Source organism: Peribacillus simplex, from assembly GCF_001542915.1.
Taxonomy (GTDB): domain Bacteria; phylum Bacillota; class Bacilli; order Bacillales; family DSM-1321; genus Peribacillus; species Peribacillus simplex_B.
Map to the genome: position 1 here is coordinate 1 of NZ_LNNH01000055.1, position 18,427 is coordinate 18,427.

Annotated in this window: 18 protein-coding genes; 1 reads left to right on the forward strand and 17 read right to left on the reverse strand. The window is 40.2% G+C overall.

Annotated features, from left to right (window positions below):
- The 15 genes from AS888_RS21660 to AS888_RS21725 all read right to left on the reverse strand — a co-directional run.
- The coding region (locus AS888_RS21660; RefSeq protein WP_061144164.1) for a transposase at window positions 1–190 on the reverse strand (190 nt) is incomplete at its 3' end.
- A gap of 526 nt (window positions 191–716) precedes the next feature.
- Window positions 717–1,712, reverse strand: a complete 996-nt coding sequence (gene lacD, locus AS888_RS21665; RefSeq protein WP_061144165.1) for a tagatose-bisphosphate aldolase — start codon at window positions 1,710–1,712, stop codon at window positions 717–719.
- A 15-nt stretch (window positions 1,713–1,727) separates the two neighbouring features.
- Entirely contained in the window at window positions 1,728–2,663 is a 936-nt protein-coding gene (gene lacC, locus AS888_RS21670) for a tagatose-6-phosphate kinase (protein ID WP_061144166.1), read from the reverse strand.
- Window positions 2,664–2,802: 139 nt separating this feature from the next.
- Window positions 2,803–2,952 carry a hypothetical protein gene (locus tag AS888_RS26950; RefSeq protein WP_260320331.1) on the reverse strand — a complete coding sequence of 50 codons (150 nt, stop codon included), beginning with the start codon at window positions 2,950–2,952 and terminating at the stop codon, window positions 2,803–2,805.
- A 135-nt stretch (window positions 2,953–3,087) separates the two neighbouring features.
- The gene (locus tag AS888_RS21675) at window positions 3,088–4,260 is read right to left on the reverse strand and encodes an SIS domain-containing protein (protein ID WP_061144167.1); all 1,173 of its coding nucleotides are present in this window, start codon (window positions 4,258–4,260) and stop codon (window positions 3,088–3,090) included.
- A gap of 16 nt (window positions 4,261–4,276) precedes the next feature.
- A complete protein-coding gene (locus AS888_RS21680; protein WP_061144168.1) occupies window positions 4,277–5,182 on the reverse strand; it encodes an ROK family protein in 906 nt (301 codons plus the stop codon).
- 301 nt (window positions 5,183–5,483) lie between these two features.
- A complete protein-coding gene (locus tag AS888_RS21685; RefSeq protein ID WP_061144169.1) occupies window positions 5,484–6,317 on the reverse strand; it encodes a carbohydrate ABC transporter permease in 834 nt (277 codons plus the stop codon).
- A gap of 14 nt (window positions 6,318–6,331) precedes the next feature.
- The gene (locus AS888_RS21690) at window positions 6,332–7,279 is read right to left on the reverse strand and encodes a carbohydrate ABC transporter permease (protein ID WP_061144170.1); all 948 of its coding nucleotides are present in this window, start codon (window positions 7,277–7,279) and stop codon (window positions 6,332–6,334) included.
- 57 nt (window positions 7,280–7,336) lie between these two features.
- A complete protein-coding gene (locus AS888_RS21695) occupies window positions 7,337–8,581 on the reverse strand; it encodes an ABC transporter substrate-binding protein (RefSeq protein ID WP_061144417.1) in 1,245 nt (414 codons plus the stop codon).
- Between the two features lie 284 nt (window positions 8,582–8,865).
- On the reverse strand, window positions 8,866–10,140 hold the full coding sequence (locus tag AS888_RS21700) for a Gfo/Idh/MocA family protein (protein ID WP_061144171.1): 1,275 nt from the start codon (window positions 10,138–10,140) through the stop codon (window positions 8,866–8,868).
- 84 nt (window positions 10,141–10,224) lie between these two features.
- Entirely contained in the window at window positions 10,225–11,274 is a 1,050-nt protein-coding gene (locus tag AS888_RS21705) for a LacI family DNA-binding transcriptional regulator (RefSeq protein WP_061144172.1), read from the reverse strand.
- A 396-nt stretch (window positions 11,275–11,670) separates the two neighbouring features.
- Entirely contained in the window at window positions 11,671–12,402 is a 732-nt protein-coding gene (locus AS888_RS27080) for a GntR family transcriptional regulator (protein WP_061144173.1), read from the reverse strand.
- 244 nt (window positions 12,403–12,646) lie between these two features.
- Window positions 12,647–13,879, reverse strand: a complete 1,233-nt coding sequence (locus AS888_RS21715) for an MFS transporter (RefSeq protein WP_061144174.1) — start codon at window positions 13,877–13,879, stop codon at window positions 12,647–12,649.
- Between the two features lie 49 nt (window positions 13,880–13,928).
- Complete coding sequence (locus AS888_RS21720; protein WP_061144175.1) at window positions 13,929–14,963, reverse strand: ROK family transcriptional regulator; 1,035 nt, start codon at window positions 14,961–14,963, stop codon at window positions 13,929–13,931.
- Between the two features lie 182 nt (window positions 14,964–15,145).
- Window positions 15,146–15,634 carry a helix-turn-helix domain-containing protein gene (locus AS888_RS21725; protein ID WP_061144176.1) on the reverse strand — a complete coding sequence of 163 codons (489 nt, stop codon included), beginning with the start codon at window positions 15,632–15,634 and terminating at the stop codon, window positions 15,146–15,148.
- Window positions 15,635–15,802: 168 nt separating this feature from the next.
- On the opposite strand from AS888_RS21725, the gene nfsA reads away from it, so the two are divergent.
- The gene (gene nfsA, locus AS888_RS21730) at window positions 15,803–16,552 is read left to right on the forward strand and encodes an oxygen-insensitive NADPH nitroreductase (RefSeq protein ID WP_061144177.1); all 750 of its coding nucleotides are present in this window, start codon (window positions 15,803–15,805) and stop codon (window positions 16,550–16,552) included.
- A gap of 134 nt (window positions 16,553–16,686) precedes the next feature.
- Here the strand turns inward: nfsA and AS888_RS21735 are convergent, their stop codons facing one another.
- Together AS888_RS21735 and AS888_RS21740 are read right to left on the reverse strand one after the other, a co-directional pair.
- A complete protein-coding gene (locus AS888_RS21735) occupies window positions 16,687–17,415 on the reverse strand; it encodes a GntR family transcriptional regulator (RefSeq protein WP_061144178.1) in 729 nt (242 codons plus the stop codon).
- A 135-nt stretch (window positions 17,416–17,550) separates the two neighbouring features.
- A complete protein-coding gene (locus tag AS888_RS21740; protein WP_061144179.1) occupies window positions 17,551–18,426 on the reverse strand; it encodes a MurR/RpiR family transcriptional regulator in 876 nt (291 codons plus the stop codon).
- Window position 18,427: the final 1 nt, after the last annotated feature.

Below are 18,427 nucleotides of genomic sequence, written 5' to 3' on the forward strand. Positions count from 1 at the left end.
GTTTAACTAAAATAACTGGATCAATACTTGGGCGTCCTACCTCTGAGTACATATCTTTCACCAAGTCATAAATGAAAGTGAAGTCAATGGCAGCCTCCATCTTACGAACCAAATGGTTCGGTGGCACCAGTTGATCTAAAGTAATCATTTCAAGTTGATCTCGCTGAATAGAATCATGTTTAGAAAGCATCCTCATCACCTCAAGTTTTAATCCTTCAATTTTAAAACAAAAATGACTCCAGTCAAAAGTGTTCTATCTAAAAGGTAAGACAAAGTTGATTGGAACGGAAGGTACGAGACTCCTGCGGGAAAAGCGCGTCTAGGGGAGACCCCGCAGGCAAAGCCGAGGAGGCTCCCCGACCGCCCGCGGAAAGCGAGTGCCTGGAGTGGAAATCAACGTCTAAATTGTACAGGCCATAAAAATAGACAAACTCGATTTTTATCGAGTTTGTCTACAGTCTGAAAGCCTGATCCAAATTGGATACAGGCTTTTTATTTTCCTTATAGATGAAAAAGGCAAGAATGTGCGATAGTACAACTTTTCAACATATAAATAAAACTCCGTCACTTCTGTATCCCAACTTTCTTTGGGTCTTGTTGGTTTAATGTTTGAAGACTCCATTTTCCATATCTAAGCAAAAATGATGTCAAACATTTGAATTCGGTGCATTATTATATAAAACTATAGTTGCAGTCTTCAATAAAAGGCGATCGGTTCAAGTTGAAGCGCTTATTTTCCCAAACCAGGATTTAGCTGTCTCTTTCAAAACGACATTCAGTTCTTCAATATTTTTCTTACCAGTATCTTGTAACCAGACACGTCCTGCTTGCTCTCCATCTATGGCAAAAGGTGACACGCCCTCCTTCCAGGTTGCCCGTCCACATAATACACCGTTAAAGGTGGAACCGGATCTTTTGGCAAATTTCAATGTTTCTTGGAATAGTTTTGCACTCACCCCAGCACTCAAGAAAATAAAGGGCAGTTCAGTTGCTTTACTTTGTTCATTGAAAAGAAAGGCAGCTTCTTCTTTACTGTGAACAGCTTCTCCCTCCGCATACCCTTCGACAAAGTTCATATTTACCGGAACCTCGACCTTCAATACATCTACTTGGTATTCGGGTTTGGAGAACTCCTTCATCGCCCCAATCACTTTATTCGGTTTCACTTTTGCATACTCTCTACTTTTCACATCTTCGTTTTTAGCATCATAAGTTACAATTTCCAAGAAAAATGGAATATCTTCAGCCGCACACTCGGATCCAACACGTTCCATATAAACATGTTTAGCGTTATTAATTTTTTCTTCTTCATCCACATCATAATACAGGAGGAATTTGATCGCATCGGCGCCGGCTTCCTTCAAGCGTTTCACTGACCATTCCGGTAGTAAATCAGGTAACCGTCCCACGTCTGACGCATCGTAGCCTGTTTTTTCATAGGCTACTAATAAACCGGCTTTCTTGTCCCGGACCTTTGCCGCTGGCATACCATATTCAGGGTCCAAAAGAATAGCCGTTGCAAATGGTGTTAATTCCTCAGAAACCAATCTTTTGAAACGAATGATGCCTTCATCTCCCACATGACTTGCATTACCTGTTGCAATCATTTTTTTTAATGAGCCACGTTGATCAATGGCTAATGCTCCAATCACACCATTTTCATCCGATAAACGTTTAAGAGCATCCACTTTATTTTTTGATAGGTCTAACATCGGCATTCTCCTCTTTCAATCTATTTTTTCAACTTTTACGAAATCGAAGTACTGTTTAAATTTGTTTTTATTAATATAGCCGGTTCCGGCTTCCATCGTATTTAACATCCCTGTGGTCATTGCCGTTTTCAGCACAGTTGCCACGTTTTGATTGCGGTTCAAGGCCACAGAAAATCCGGCAACGGTCGCATCTCCTGACCCTACTGGGTTGACCACATCTATTTCCGGAATCGTAACCTGATAGTAATCAGTCCCATGCTTGACAAAAGCCCCCTTACTACCCATGGACACGACAATCCATTCAATCCCCTCGAAAATCTTATGGCTTAACGTTCGTTTCAAATCAATGATTTCAGCTTCCACTTCGAACCCCATTAGCTGTGAAAATTCCGCCGTATTCGGCTTGATGGCAAAAGGTTTTTTCTCATGCATCAAGACTTGTTTTAACGATTCACCTGAAGAATCGACAATCACACGTTTCCCTTTTTTATGACTGATTTCAATCATTTTGCAGTAATAATGAGTCGGTAAGCCTTTCGGTAGACTTCCTGAAATGGTTACTAGAGAAGCAGATGTAATCAAACCTTCGAATTTTTCAAGAAAAGCTATACCTTCTTGTTCAGATAATGTCGGTCCTGATTCTAAGATTTCAGTTTGCATACCCTCATGAAGGATGGCGATGCAATTTCTTGATTCACTTTCGATTCTCAAAAAGTCATTTCGAATATGCCTTCCATCTAATTGCTGAACAATGTAATCGCCAATCGTTCCGCCTACAACCCCTGTGCATATGACATCTTCTTTCATTTGCGCGATCACTCGGGCAACATTCAAGCCCTTTCCACCAGCCGTTTTACTCACCGATTCTACACGGTTGACATCGTCAAATTTAAATCGATTTAATGGGTAGGATATGTCAACCGAGGGATTCATTGTTACAGCTACAATCATCGTCATCCCTCTTTCCGATTGTTGATTAGGCTTGATAACGACCGACACCTTTCAAATAAGTTGCAAGTAAAATCAAGCCCTGAATTCAATACGATAAAATCAGCTGCGTACCCCGTTGCAATTTTCCCGCATTCGTAATTTAATTGAACACTATGGCAGGAGCAGTACTTGCCATATAGATGGCTTTTTCCGGGGTGGCCACACCCCATTGGACAACATTTTTGACGGCATCTTTCAATTGCAAAGCACTGCCTGCTGAACTTCCACCTTTCCATACAGGCAGCCCCACCTTTAACCTCCACAGGTAATACTCCCAATTGATAAATTCCTTCTGACATACCACCAGCCATCATACAATCGGCAAAAATATATGTTGACATGCCTAATCTTCTCATTCTATAAAACAACTACATGCGCAAGGACATTACATTTTGTTATACTCGTATAGGGTTACGCCTTTGACCACACGGTTAACTGTTCCAGTCGGAGAAGGTGTATCAGGTGTATTACCGACTTTTATGGAAGCTAGCAGTGAGACAGTTTGCCCAATCATGACAAATGGCAATGCCAGGTAAGCATCCGGTACGGATTGAGCATCACTATTAAATAAAAATGAGTTTCCAGCATATCTGGATTTCCCATCAACTTCTATGGCACAGATGTAGTTAGCAATGTTATCTCGCTTCAATTCATTTAACAGATCCAAATCATATTGACGTGTATAAGGATGATTCGAAACAAAAACAAAAACCACCGCCTTTTCATTGACAAATGATTTAGGTCCATGACGGAAACCTAATGGCGAATCGAATGCTGTTACGATTTTACCAGCCGTCAGCTCTAATATTTTTAACTGAGCTTCCCTCGCTAAGCCTTCTAGGCACCCTGAGCCAAGATAAATTATCCTTTCAAAATCATGATCGATGATTTGTTGGATATCTTCTTCTCTACCAATAACAGTTTTTCCCATTTGAGAGATTGTGCTTACAAGTGATCCCTTTTCCTCCAATGACAGCGTATCGAAAACCAGTAATGCTGATAGAGTCATGCATGAGTAGCTTCCGGTCATAGCAAATCCTTGATCATTGGCTTTTTCGGGCATCAACAACAAAAGATTGTCTTCGTCACCTTTTGCCCTTTTCGCTAACTCTCCATCACTTGCACAAGTAATCGTCAACTGGTAGAAATTCGTGATGATGTTTTGCGCTAATTCTACGGCAGCCAAACTTTCGGGGCTGTTGCCACTTCGAGCAAATGAAACCAATAAGGTTGGGCAATCTGCTTTTAAAAATTCATAGGGGTTTGACACTAATGTGGTAGTCGGAATATTCAGCAAATCCCACTTTTTTTCATCCACTTTTCCTTTTAAATAGGGTGTAACCGTGTCACCCACGTAGGCAGAAGTTCCAGCACCTGTAAAAATGACACGAATCCGATCATATTGTTTAGCTAATTTTTGTAAAAACGATTGAATTTCTAAACGTTTCTTTGTATACAGTGAATAGGTTTCATCCCATAGAACAGGTTGTTGCTTGATTTCATCTGTTGTAATCGATGCACCTAACGAAACTAATTTTTCCTGATTAAGTGTAAACATCCAAGACACTCCTCTTTTATAATCTCTCGAATACGCGCAATCCTGCCCCAACGACACCATTATCTTGCTTCAATGTACTGATGCTCATTTGGCTTAAAATATGTTGTTGTTCAGGTAATAGGTAACTTCTTAGCTTTTCTTTAATTAACTTAAGCAGAAAGGGATTATTTACGATTACACTGCCGCCGAAAACCATTTTATGTGGATCCAATAAACAGGAAATCGCATAAAGTCCTTGAGCTAAGTTGTCAGTCACTTCGTCGATGATGGGTAGAAATTCACAAGCTCCCTTTATATAGCCTTCAAAGACTTCCTTGGTGGAAATTTGGTCGGATTGCAATTCCGTTTTGGCCAACTTTTTAATGGCCGGTCCAGCCGCCACGTTTTCCAATCGCCTATTTTCCCCATTGTTCGCCTTAAAAAGTACTGGTATTAACCCAAGTTCCCCGGCAAATCCCGCCCCCCTGAAAAATGATCCATTTTGAATGATTGAACAGGAGATGCCGGTACTAATCGTCACATAGACAAATGTTTCATTCCGCTTTTCCTTTGCAGCCTTCCACTCTGCAAATGCTGCCATATAGACATCATTGTCAATGCTAATCCTTTCAAAGCCGAATTGCTCTCGTAAACGAGCGATGACGGGGAATTGTTCCCAAGGTAAATTATTTTGAAAAATAGCGATGCCATTCTCACAATCCACTTTACCTGGTACACCCACGCCGATACCCTCTATGTCAGCCAGGGAAAAAGAGGTTTTTTTAAAGAGTTGTTCCACCGCTTCCAAGACTCTAGCAAACATTTTTTCCCGATCTGAAGGATCACTTTCAATATCCTCACGCCTTAGCAATTTTCCGGAATCTGTAATGATCCCTGCTGTTATCTTAGTCCCTCCAATATCAATGCCGATCGCCTGTTTCATTTTCCTGCACCCCTTATTCCTCTCGATCGCCTACTTTTTAGTCCAAGCTTTTTACTTTTTCTATCTTCATCGCTCTTAAAAAAAGATGGGTTGTTGGTACAAGTTACTTTCATGAAAAACTCATAGCCAATACTATGAGTTTTTCATGCGATAAAGACTTTCCATTTTTCTTGAAATTCATACGGCGTTACATCTGCATATTCCTCATCAAGAAAACTCATTGGGTCACCCCCACCTAATAAGGTGGTTAAAATGATGCGAACTAAAGGTTAGCCCCCTTTGTCCTTATTTATTCTTGTCTTTATTTGCCGCCTGTTACGGCAATACCTTCAATGAATTGTTTTTGCAAGATGATGAATAATACGAGCATGGGCAGTATCGCTAAAAAGGAGCCTGCCATAAGTATAGGGTAGTTCGTTAAATATTGACCTTGAAGAGATGACAATCCAACTGAAAGTGTCATTGATCCGGGAGAACTGTTTACAATCATTGGCCACATCAATTCATTCCAGCTCCAAAGAGTCGTGAAAATACCCAATGCAATCAAACCAGGTTTGGCGAGAGGAAGCATTACTTTCCAGTAAATTTGAAAATGGTTACAGCCATCAAGTCTTGCTGCCTCTTCCAGTTCTTTTGGAAGGCCCATAAAGAATTGCCTTAGCAGGAACGTACCGAATGCGCTAAACATTCCTGGGACTATTACCGCCTGTAATGTATTCAACCACCCAAGTTTAACCATAATCATATATTGCGGGAGTAAAAACACTTGCCCTGGTACCATTAAAACGGATAAAGCTAACAAAAACAGGATATTCCTGCCCGGAAATTCAATCCTGGCGAATGCATAGGCGGCTAACGAACACAAAAATAATTGCCCCGCTGTCCTTACGACCGTAACAATAACTGTATTAAACATAAATTTAAAAAATGGCAAAAGTCCAAAAATCTCTATATAATTTCCCCATTGCAAGTCCTTCGGAAAGATTATAGGCGGAACGTGAATGGACTCAGCATACGTTTTTAAGGAGGTTAAGATCATCCATAAAAAAGGCGTGACCATTGCTACAGATCCCAAAATGAGCACAAAATGGATAAGGAATGTTTTACTTGTCACAAGCTGCCTCGTTCTTTCCATTGTTTCTACCTCCTTTAGTCATAGTGAACCCATTTTTTCTGTAAGACCATTTGGATTGCAGTGATAATCAAGATTACTATCAATAAAAGAACAGCGATTGCTGCTGCGTATCCCTTATCGTTTAAAACGAATGCGTGCTGATAGAATAGATAAACAACTGATTGCGTACTTTCCAAGGCTGTACTACTTTTACCAATCATCATGAAAATTAAATCAAAAACTTGAAAAGCTCCAATTAGGGACGTGATACTTACAAAGAAAATAACAGGGGAGAGCAGCGGCAGTGTAATATTAAAGAATACCTTAAGCGGGCCAGCTCCATCCATTTCCGCTGCTTCATAATAGGACTTCGGAATTCCTTGTAATCCGGAAAGGAAAATGATCATGTTATAACCGATTCCACTCCAGATTGCTACGACAATAATTGAATATAAAGCAATTTTCGGATCACTTACCCATTGTGGGCCCTTGATTCCGAATAGAGATAAAAGATAGTTTAGCAGTCCGTAATCCGAATTGTATAGCCATTTCCAAACCATGGCGATGGCAGCTGGCATAGTGATTACGGGTAAGAAATATAATGTGCGATAAACGGATTTCCCTTTAATATTTTGATTCAGGAGTACAGCTAGTAGAATAGATAAGAATATACCGATGGGAACAGTAAAGATAATATATATCGCTGTATTCTTAAATGATTTAATGAGGTTGGTATCCTCTAGCATGCGCTTATAGTTATCCAGCCCCGTCCACTCATATTGACCAAAGGCTCCCCATTCGGTGAAGCTAAAGTAAAAGTTCTGAAAGATGGGCCAGAGATAGAAAATGAACAAACCTAACATGGTAGGAGCAATCATGAGATAAGCCCAAAAAAGGTCTGAACTTTTCCTTGTCTTCGTTAAGTTAGAAACCTTAAATTTTGAATTTGCTTTGACCTCGGCCTGTAGAGAATGTTCCTGCACCGTTCTCACTCCTTTTATGGAAAGAAGAGAAGAAACATCTTCTCTCCTTCATTTTTTCTATTTCTTGGATAGTGCCCCATCTGCCTTGTCTGTTAACTCTTTTACGGCATCTTCCACACTTTCTTCTTCGCTCCAAACCTTTTTAAGAACGTCCGTTTCGTACTGCCAAATTTCTCCGGTATTTTTAACACTAGGCAGCGGAACAGAATAATCAGCACCATCAATAAAGGCTTGAAGATTGATATTTGGAACGGCTTGAACCCAAGCCTCTTGCGTACCATTATAGGCTGGAATGACCGTCCCTGTTTTGGCAAATATCTCTGCCGCTTCTTTAGATCCTAGAAATTGGACAAACTTCCATGCAGCCTCTTTATGCTTTGTGTTAGCCGCTATAACATTGGCTAGCCCATGAATGGCCACTGCACGCTGTTTTCCTTTTGGTACTACAGCAACATTTATATCCGGATTATTCTTATACTCTTGTAACATCCAAGGTCCATCGAACATCATAGCTACTTTTCCTGAAGAGAATAATTCAGAAGCGGCTGTTTCTGTCATTTGAGCTTGTGTCGGAGATAATCCTTCCTTTATGAAACTAGTATTATAATGAAGTGCCTCAATCGCTTCCGGTTGATCGAATCCTACAGACTTTTCATCGTCAGAAATGATATAACCCCCATTTTGCCAAATGAAATCATAATAACCACCTTGGTTCCCCATTAAAGCAGCATAGCCCCAAATACCTTTATTTTTATCCGTCAGTTTTTTGGCGTTTTCCTTTAACTTATTCCAGTCCCAGGTGTCATCTGGATATGGCACACCTGCTTCATCAAAGATTTTTTTGTTATACCATAAGCCTGTTGTATCAAAATCTTTTGGTATACCATATATATCTCCTTTAACAGTATAAAGATCAATTAAAGATTCCGGATAATTATCTAAGCTATAGTTTTCTTTTTTTGCAAGATCAGTAAGTGGAAGGATTACCTTTCCCTCAGCATATTGTTGAACATGTGCCCCATTCATCCACATAACATCAGGTAGCGCCGCACCAGTGGCAGCAGTTTCAAGTTTTTGGAAATATTGACCGTAAGGAGTGATCTCCGTTTTGACTTTAATGTTCGGATATTTTTCGTTAAATAATTTGATAACTTCATCTATGGCAGAGACTTGCTTTTTATCCCAAAATCCATAAGTGATTTCAACATTCCCGTCCCCTGATGCAGCGTCATCATTGCTGCATCCAACTAGTGCCATTAATCCTAAAATCGCGGTAAAAACTATCATTAGCCATTTTTTCATCATATTTCCCTTCCTTCAAATAAAGTTAGTAGTATTCTAAAAACTCCCAGGACATGATGGTTTTATGCTTAGTTCCCCCTTGGTAGCCCTTACATTTGCTTCATCCCTTGAAACATTTCCTATTAAGTAACTTCGAAACCCCTCCAAATGCTGATAGCTTACCACCCCCACTAAATAAAATGGTCTCATGATGTAATTTTTTTATTTTTAAAGCTTCAGTCATCAGATGATATCTTGTTTAAAAACCTGGATGAGAACAAACTTCCTTTATAATCTCCAAGTTCTTAACTATTGGTATTTTCTTCTAAACTACGGTAATACTGGTCTATATTAATGGATTGACCATTATTTAACCTCGACTCTTCAGCAGCAAATGCCATAAGGTGACTTCTTACTGAAGCTAAGGCAGATGACACGCCATCTTGTTTATCTCCAAATTGAATTTCTTTCAAAAAAGTCCTCATGATGCTATTATCTCCACCACCATGTCCACCAATAGGATTGTCAAATTTTTTTACCGTTTCATGCTTGGTGAGAAAATCAAAAATCGAAATACTATTTTCCTCCATATTTCCACGTATTTCCCCTTTTGTTCCCATTATTTGCACGATACGTGTTTGTTCCCTTGTAAACCCGCACATACTAAATGTCGCTGTTGCCCCACCTTCGAATTCCATGTTTACTACTTGATGATCGACGACATTATTATCTGAACGATAAACACATTTTCCATATGGAGTTTCATTTAATGCTTTTATGATTCCTTCATTCGTATAATCTTCTGTAAATTTCCTTGCCCACCCTTTACCTTCACCAAGATAATACCTGCCAGCATGATATGGACATTCATATTCAACTGGACAACCGTCCAAACATCTTTTTGGGGCTCCTTTAGGTGCATGATCTTCTTTAAAATGCATAAGCGAACCATATGAACTTACACGTTTACAATCCTTGCCTATTACAAAAGAAATGATATCCATGTCATGACAGGACTTTTGCAGAATCATGGGGCTCGTTCTTTCTTTGTTATTCCAATTTCCACGTACAAAACTATGAGACATATGCATCACTTCTACATTTTCATTCAATTGCAGCGATACTACCTCTCCAATTTCCCCAGTGGAAATAACCTTTTTTATCGCTGACCAAAATTCTGTGTACCTTAATACATGACATATTGTAAGATTTCGATTATATTTTTGCGCTGCTTGTTCCATTTCTATGCATTCCATCGGATCTGGGGACATCGGTTTTTCCAAAAGAACATGATAACCTAGTTCCAATGCTCTCATGGTAGGTTTAAAGTGATGGCGATCTAGTGTACATATTATGGCAATATCTGCTATTTTTCTTTTTAAATTGAATACCTCCTCCCACGACTCAAAGCAATTTTCATTGGAAATATCATGTTCTTTTTGAAATTTGGCCCTTCTTTCTTTAAACGGCTCTGCCACACCTGTGATCTTCAATTCATTTGGGTTCTTTAGGGCATATGGTGCATAAGCTCTTCCCCCTCTGTCACCTGCTCCGATAATTATTGCTTTCATTTGTTTCATGGCATATTCCCCTATCTTTAATTTTCCTATTATTTTCCCGATTTAAGCCAAACGTTTTCCAATGAGTTTTAAAAAAAGAACCGCTTAGGTTCGTTTTATGTTAGAAGATTCTCGAAGGACTAATTCAAATGGCAGGATGATTTTCACCGGGAGTTTAATTTTCTCTTCTACCATTTCTATAATCGTTTTAGCTGCCATTCTCCCCATTTCATATTTAGGGATATCTACCGTTGACAGCTGGGGTGACGAATATTTGCCCATCTCAATATTATCTACTCCAAAGAAGGCGATGTCCTCTGGAATTCTAATGTTATTTTCCCTGGCAGATCTCATGGCAGCGATCGCCATCAAATCACTCGCACAGACCATAGCTGTTGGCAGGTGCAACGAATCCTTTTTAATCAATTTTTTCATTTCCACATAGCTATTATCCATTTTCCACCGTGTATTCATTACCCAATCAGGTTGGATTTTCAGCCCGGTTTCTTCCATGGCACGTTGAAAGCCTTTAAACCGTTGTTCAGCATATAAATCTTCAAAGTTTTCATTTACGCCTCCGCCAATAAAGCCTATATCGTGGTGACCTTGCTTAACTAAATGCTTAACAACCATTTTGATAGAAGCCTCGCGATCGTAATCGACAATCGCTATATTTTTATCTGCATAAAAAAAGTCCAACCCTACTAGTGGTATATATTGTTGAATATATTCGATAATACGATCATTAATCTTATCGATTAGAAGCAGTCCTTCAATTCCTGAATCATGAATGGTCTTAAGAAGCAGGGCCTCATTTTCAAGTTCATCCTTGGTAATACTAATCAAGTTGTACTCATTATTTGTTAATTCATCACGAATGCCTGTATAAATATTTGCAAAGTAAGGGTTAATTTCCGCTTGTTTGGGATTGGCTACCCATCCAATTTTCATTGTTCTTATGTTCCGCTTCTCTTGCTTATTAGCAACTAAATTTCGGGCATGCTGATTTGGTATATACCCTAACTCCTTAACCGCTTCCCAAATTCTCGCTTTTGTTTCCTGGTTAACATTTCTGGTTTGATCATTTTGAATTACTCTCGAAACAGTAGAGATAGAAACTCCTACCCGTTCAGCAATATCCTTTAGTCTTATCACGAATAAAACACCTCTTAATTATGTACTTAATAGCCTTCTTAAATAGGATAACAAATTTTGTATCCTTTTAAGAAATACTTTTGCATCTTAAAAATGTTTTAAGAGAAGTTTTACTTTTTACTATGGATTCGAAGTTAATGGGTTGTAGGTACAAGTCAAATTAAAAAAAAGATTCCAGCAAAAATCGTCTTCTTTACCTTCCTTTATTGACAGAAAATTTTAACTAATACAAATATATACGCTGTGAGTTAACCTGTCAACCCAACAACTTAAATAATTTAAACCATAATATGTTTCTTTAATCCTTGTAATTTACTATTTCGTCCTTCTTGTATGTTTAGGAGTTATTAGCTTATAAGAAAACTCATAGACACAATGCTATGAGTGATGGAATCTTTATGTAAGTTCTGTATAAAAACGGCAGCGATCGCCCCGAACAATAGAAATACAAAATTCCACAGGCTTTCCATTGATATCATAAGCAGTCCGTTCAAGCAACAGAGCAGGACGACCTTCTTCCGTTTGGAGATGCTCACTTTCTTCGGCACGAATAAGAACTGGTTCAAATGATTCTTTTGCTCTGGTTACTACGATATTGAATTGTTGTGAAAATAAATCATATAGTGAAACTTCACCAACTTTTTTAAGTTGCTCCGTATCGGAAACCACGTTTTTCGGTATGAAAGATGATTCCAAAATATACGGTTCATCGTTTGCACAACGGAGGCGTTTCATTTCAATTACCTTCTCATCTTCCCCAACCAGCAACGCTTCCCTGATTTTTGAAGTGGGATGGACTTCCTCTATTTTTAGAATGATATCTTTGGGATTCATTCCTTTTTCCTTCAATACCTTACTAAAGCTGTAAAACCCCATCAATGACTGTTGCAATTTTGGTTTTGCCACGAAGGTACCTTTTCCTTGAATTCGGTAAAGAATTCCTTCCTGTACTAACTCTTCAATAGCTTTTTTTGCAGTGTTCCGACTCACACCAAATTGGTCCATTAATTGATTTTCAGATGGGATTTTATCACCGAGCGCCCAATGACCCTTTTCAATTGACCCCTTTAACCTCTCCATTAATTGGTGATAAAGAGGTATTACACTTCCATGCTCCAGTGGTTTCATTATCGTAAGCCTACCTTCCATCCAAACTTGCATTCTTATTACCAAATTATATCATCGACACTAATTGTGTCAAACGAGCACGCACAGTTGTCTTTGGCATCAGTTTTGCGAAGGGGAATGAAAAATTCCATTAGGCTCAGTGTTTTTTAGTAAGGATCGCCTGTATATGAATCGTTACCCAGTCACCATATTATTCCCATTTCAAGACTCCTCTGTTTAATCTCCTTAACAACCCCCTTCATGTTTACAGGGTCATGGAATTCGAATGTTCACCCTGTACGGATCGCCTTTTTTTTAATAAATCATTTAATTTTTCCGATCCCAAGAACATCGCTGCCACAAAAAAGGCAATGAAAAACGGAAAAATCCCGATTGATGTGTGAGATGCGAAGAATCCAAGAAGAGGAGGCATGGACATGCTGCCAGTATAGGCCATGGCCATTTGAAAGCCCATGATGGTCTGGGAATGTTCCTTTCCAAATCGCGCTGGCGTTTCATGCAGCATGCATGGGAATATCGGAGCAAAGCCTAATCCGATCATGATGAACCCTGCTAGCAAGAAGCCTGACGGCAAGGGTAATAATAAAAGTGCTGTTCCTAACAAGGCTGTCACTTGACCGACTCGAATCAGCGTGCGATTTCTGACTTTTAATGTAATGAAGCCTGTAATGAACCGTCCGATCGTTATTCCTGCATAATATAACGAAACCCATTTTGCCGCTACATCAACAGGCAATTCCTTTACATTCACGAGGAAGCTGCTTCCCCAAAGACCTATTGTTGCTTCGGCCCCGCAATAAAACAAAAAGGAAACCAGAGCAAGCTTCACGCCTTTAATTCGCAAAGGTTTTGTTTGTATAGCATCTTCTTCAAGCAAGGCAGCAGCCGGTTCGTCCTTCTTTTCCGAAGACGCGGCAGCGCTGTTTTTTGCGATTTTATTCCATAAAGGCAAGGTGAAGAAAAGGATGATGACCAATGCGAACTGAATGCCGGCAATTGCAAGATACCCGCTTCTCCAAGAATTCCCCCCTGAAATGGACTGGGCCATAATGATGGGACCAAGAGTGGCCCCGACGCCCCAAAAGCAATGCAGCCAACTCATGTGGTGCGCTTTGTAATGCGTAGCCACGTAATTGTTCAATCCAGCATCAACAGACCCTGCGCCTATCCCCAATGGTATGGCGAATATGACCAGCCAGACAACCGATGGAGCAAAATGAAAACCTAGCAGGCTCCCCGCAGTCAGTAAGCAGCTGACAAATGTGACTTGGCCGGTTCCAAACCGCTTAAGGACGATTCCACTGACTAAACTGGAAACGATGGTACCGGCTGCAATCGTCATAAAAAGCCATCCAGCCGTCTCAAGCGGTGCACCATATTCCTCACTCATCACAGGCCAAGCGACTCCTAACAATGAATCAGGTAAACCTAGGCTGATAAAAGCCAAATAGATGATGACCAAAAAAAATGTAGCCATAGTAGAATTCGCCTCCCGTTCATTTATTCACGTACATTTGTTTCTCTTTTTAACTACTTTTTTCAGTAATCATCAAATCAAGGCCAAGGACTTGTAAGCCGTATAAATAGTCTTGTTTCCAATTACTTGCGACAAGCTCAGGAAGATGTTTTTCCGGGATATACGTCGAGCTTCTTCCTGCAATCTGTTCCAATATTGATTCGTCCACCTCATCATTGCAAAAAATGATGGTTTTCGGATTGATGATGGCTGTAAAAGAAGCCACCAGCCTGCTGATCGCATCGATTTCATATTCCTCACGAATGGCCTTCTTCTGTGTCTGCTTTCCTTTTGCCAAAGCTTGCAGAAAGTTTCGGTCATCATACTGAGGGACAAAGGAAACCTCTCCCGAAAAATAAGTGCTCCCTCGAACCACGCCCCCGTTGATCATGATTCCTGCGCCTGGACCATTTTGACCGGAATATACATAAATAAGAGAATGATCGTGCTTGATTTTCCGATTATTGTGATAGCCAAGTACTGCAGCATTCATATCGTTCTCCACGACTACCGGTATGGAAAAATGAGCTTCAAAATACCCTTTTAAATCAAAATCCTGAATATGCTCGTAGCCTGGAATGAAAAAAATCCGTCCATTCTCTACGGAACCGGGCACACCGATTGCCATGGAGCTGACCTGCGGATAGTGATCCATGAGGTCTTCTATGTCTTTGGTTAAGAAGCGAAATGCACCATCCATTAAGGCAGGTGCCGTTCTCCCCTGCTCCTTCACTTCCCCGAAACAATTAAAGACCACATAATTCGTTTCATGTTCCTCCATAAACAAGGCCAAACCCAACTTATACTCCGGATTGTATGTATATCTTTTTGCTCTTCGTCCGCCACTGGAGTCATCGAGACCTGTCAAAATCAGTTCTCCATCCTTCTCCATCTGCCGCAGAAATTTACTTATGGTCGGGAAACTGATTCCCAATTTTTCGCTGAGCTCAACCTTTGTAGCACTTCCATGTTCTAATAGAGCAGCACGAATGCCATGAAGGATCGATTTTTTCATCGATTTTGGCTTAAATACTAACTCATCCATTTGGTTCATCACCCCCTTTTACACACTTATTAAATAACTTTAATAAGTTCTGGACCAATATACCATATCCAGGAATTGAAAACAATGGCTACTAAGTTGTTATATTCATAATCGATGAAAACGCAAAAAAGCCTTCGTATCCATTACAAAGGCTGGGGATTAAACCCTCCCGTTTTACAGGGTTATTTCTCTAAGGTTACGAATGTTGTACCGGCAAGATCCTGAAGAAAAGCGGAGATTACTAGCAGCTCGCTTTCGCTGTACTTTTGTAAAAATTGGCCAAAGTTCTTTTCCATTTCCTTATGTAATTCTTGATGAAGATTGAAAAGCTCTTGGCCCAACAGTGTTGTATGGTAAAGCACTTCTTTTTTATTGTTGGGGAGAAATTCTGCCCTGATCAATTTTTTAGCCATTAGCTTCCGGGTGATTTTTGATACACTGCCTTTAGGGATATTCAGCTGTCTTGAAATCGTGATCCCATTGACGGGCTCAAAACGACCGATGCCATCGAGGACATGCAGCATCAAGGTCGTCATTCCTTTTATCATGTCGGTGATGGTATCATGACTGCTTTTTTGCATTAACCATTGTTTTTCTTCGTCATTCTCTGATTCTCTTTCCATTAATTTAATAAAAGAATCCATAATTTTTTTCTGTGAAGAATCATTCATAAAAAAAAGACCTCCTTTGAATACTTATCATAATTTTATTTAACCGATATATCAAGACATAGCTAACTGTATTGTTTCCAAGAAACAATATTGACAACCATTTAAAGCATTGGTATTATAGTTTCCAGGAAACAAAAATACCAATGCCCATTAGGAGATGTAGCCTTAATGAATCCAGTCATTGACACGATAATGAGCCATCGCTCCATTCGCCAGTTCAAGGATGAAGCCATGACAAAAGAACAAATGAAGACCATCATAGAAGCAGCACAAATGGCCCCTTCTTCCAGATTCATGCAAACATATTCGATTATCGGGATAACCAACCCACTATTAAAAAAAGACCTCGGAACGATCACTGGCTTAACCTATGTTGAAAACAATGGCCACTTCCTCATATTTTGTGCCGATTTACATAGATTGACGATCATGGCCTCTGAAGAGGAAAAACAAAACATGCAAGACATGCTCGAAAGTACACAGTTCTATCAGATAGCGACGATAGATGCATCGTTAGCCGCTCAAAATGCCGCTCTCGCAGCAGAATCAATGGGACTGGGAGTCGTCTATATCGGAGCCATCGCGAAGAATTTACCGGAAATAGACAAGCTATTGAACCTACCTTCCCACGTCATTCCTTTGTTTGGAATGGCAATCGGCATCCCGGACCAGAAACCGGAAATTAAGCCTCGTTTACCGATACAGGCCGTTTATTTTGAAAATCAATACAACAGCGATGCAGAAGAGCAGCGAGAATTTACAGAAAGCTATGACCAAAAAATGAAAGCCTATTACCAAACACGATCGGAAAATCCGCGGGCGGATACATGGTCCGGAAAGAATATTGCTCTCTTTCAAAAAAAGGCGGATGCGAACTATTCACAATATGTAAAAAGTAAAAGAATGAATGTAAAGTAGCGCTTTGATCGAAAACGAGTCGAACAGTACGTGAGGCAAGGTCTTCTCCTATCAATCACCTTCATTGATTGGATTTAGGGTGATTGAATAGTTGCGGACGGTAAAGCGATTATCCTTGAATAAGGAATGTCCCCTTACGATGACCTCTCCATTTCAATCGTAAGCTTATATCGATCTGCGCGGTAAACAGAATGGGCAACTTCAAACGGTTTGTTCGTATCCAGCCTGCTAATTCGTTCAATTCGCAATACCGGGTCCCCTACGGCTACCCCAAGCATCTCGGCCTCGATCTTTTGTGCGATGGAGGCCTCAATGGATTGCCTTCCATACTGAATTTTCAGGCCAAACGTTTTTTCTACATAGCCATAAATGGAGGTAAGGGCCATTTCCTCCGTCAATCCCCGTGAAAGCGCCTTTGAAAGATAAACCGTTTCATAAGCCATCGGCAATTGGTCAGCCAGCCTTACCCGTTTCAGCTCAAGAATTGGCGTTCCCGCCTCCACCTCAAGTTTGGCAGCAAGATCCCGATCAGCATGGACCTCCGATAACCGGATAACACGTGTACTCGGCTCATGCCCCCTAGACTGCATATCTTCGGAAAAGCTTGTTAATCCTTTCAGGGGCTGCTCGATTTTTTGGTGGGCAACGAATGTGCCTACTCCCCGCTTCCTATATAAATATCCTTCGTTCACAAGATTGGTTACGGCTTGTCTTACCGTCATCCTGCTTATTTCATATTTTTCCGTGTATTCCCGTTCAGAAGGAATCATCTCGCCAGGCAGTAATCGTTGGGTTTGAATTGCATTTTTAATCACTTCTTCAAGTTGATGGTATATTGGAAGCGGCGAATTCTTATCGATCATATAGGATACAACATCCTTTCAAGGTGATGTAGGTTTTCCAAAATATCCTACCTGGAATCTTCTGTACTATCGAAGAAATCAGTTTCTTCCTATCAAATCCCGAGCATACGATACATCTTTCTTGCAGGTTTATCTTCACTTTTCTGGCGTTTCCTGATTTCTTTTGGTGAATTTCAATACAGATTCCCTCGAACGCTCAATCCCGTTTTTATTTTCATTATAATATTTTGAAACGTACGCATAGAAAATAATACTCACCGTTAACAATTGTGCGAACAGCGAGCTTGTTGCAGCACTTCGAAATTTAGCTTCCGGTGCCCGTACGTGGTGTAATGGCATATCGACTTTTTTGGTCAACCCATTGTTGCCCAATCGTGATAAGCCGATCGTTTTGATACCATATGCTTTAGCGATATCAACAAGCTGGAGGATTTCTTCCGTTTCACCGCTATTGGAAATACAGAAAAAAACGGTATTTTTGGATGCCGCAGCAAGTGCTGTTGCCGTAATGTGAGGATCTTGATTAGCACTTACGATTTTTCCGAGCCGCAACCATTTCTGGCTGATGTCCTCCGCTATCAGCCATGAAGCCCCCAGGCCATAAACATAAATGACATCGGCCACCTTCAAGGTTTCGACGATTTGATCAAGGACGTCTTCATCCAAATAATGTGCGGTTTCTTGAATGGCCTGGACAGAGTTGGAAACGATCTTGTCCTTGATGGAGGCGATCGTTTCGTCAGGTTCTATGTCATGAAAGCCTTTTTTTTCCGGTTGCGAAATAAGAGATGATAAAGATACCTTCAATTCCGAAAAACTGTTCACTTTTATGGAACGGCAAAATCTTGTCACAGCCGAACTGCTGGCCTCGGCATGTGCAGCTAATTCATGTATGGTCATCCTTATGGTTTCCGCAGGGTTATCTAAAATATATTGGGCGATTTTTCTTTCTGATTTAGGCAATAGATTCAGTAGACTTTCAATTCTCAGTAAAATATTTTCAACGTGCATA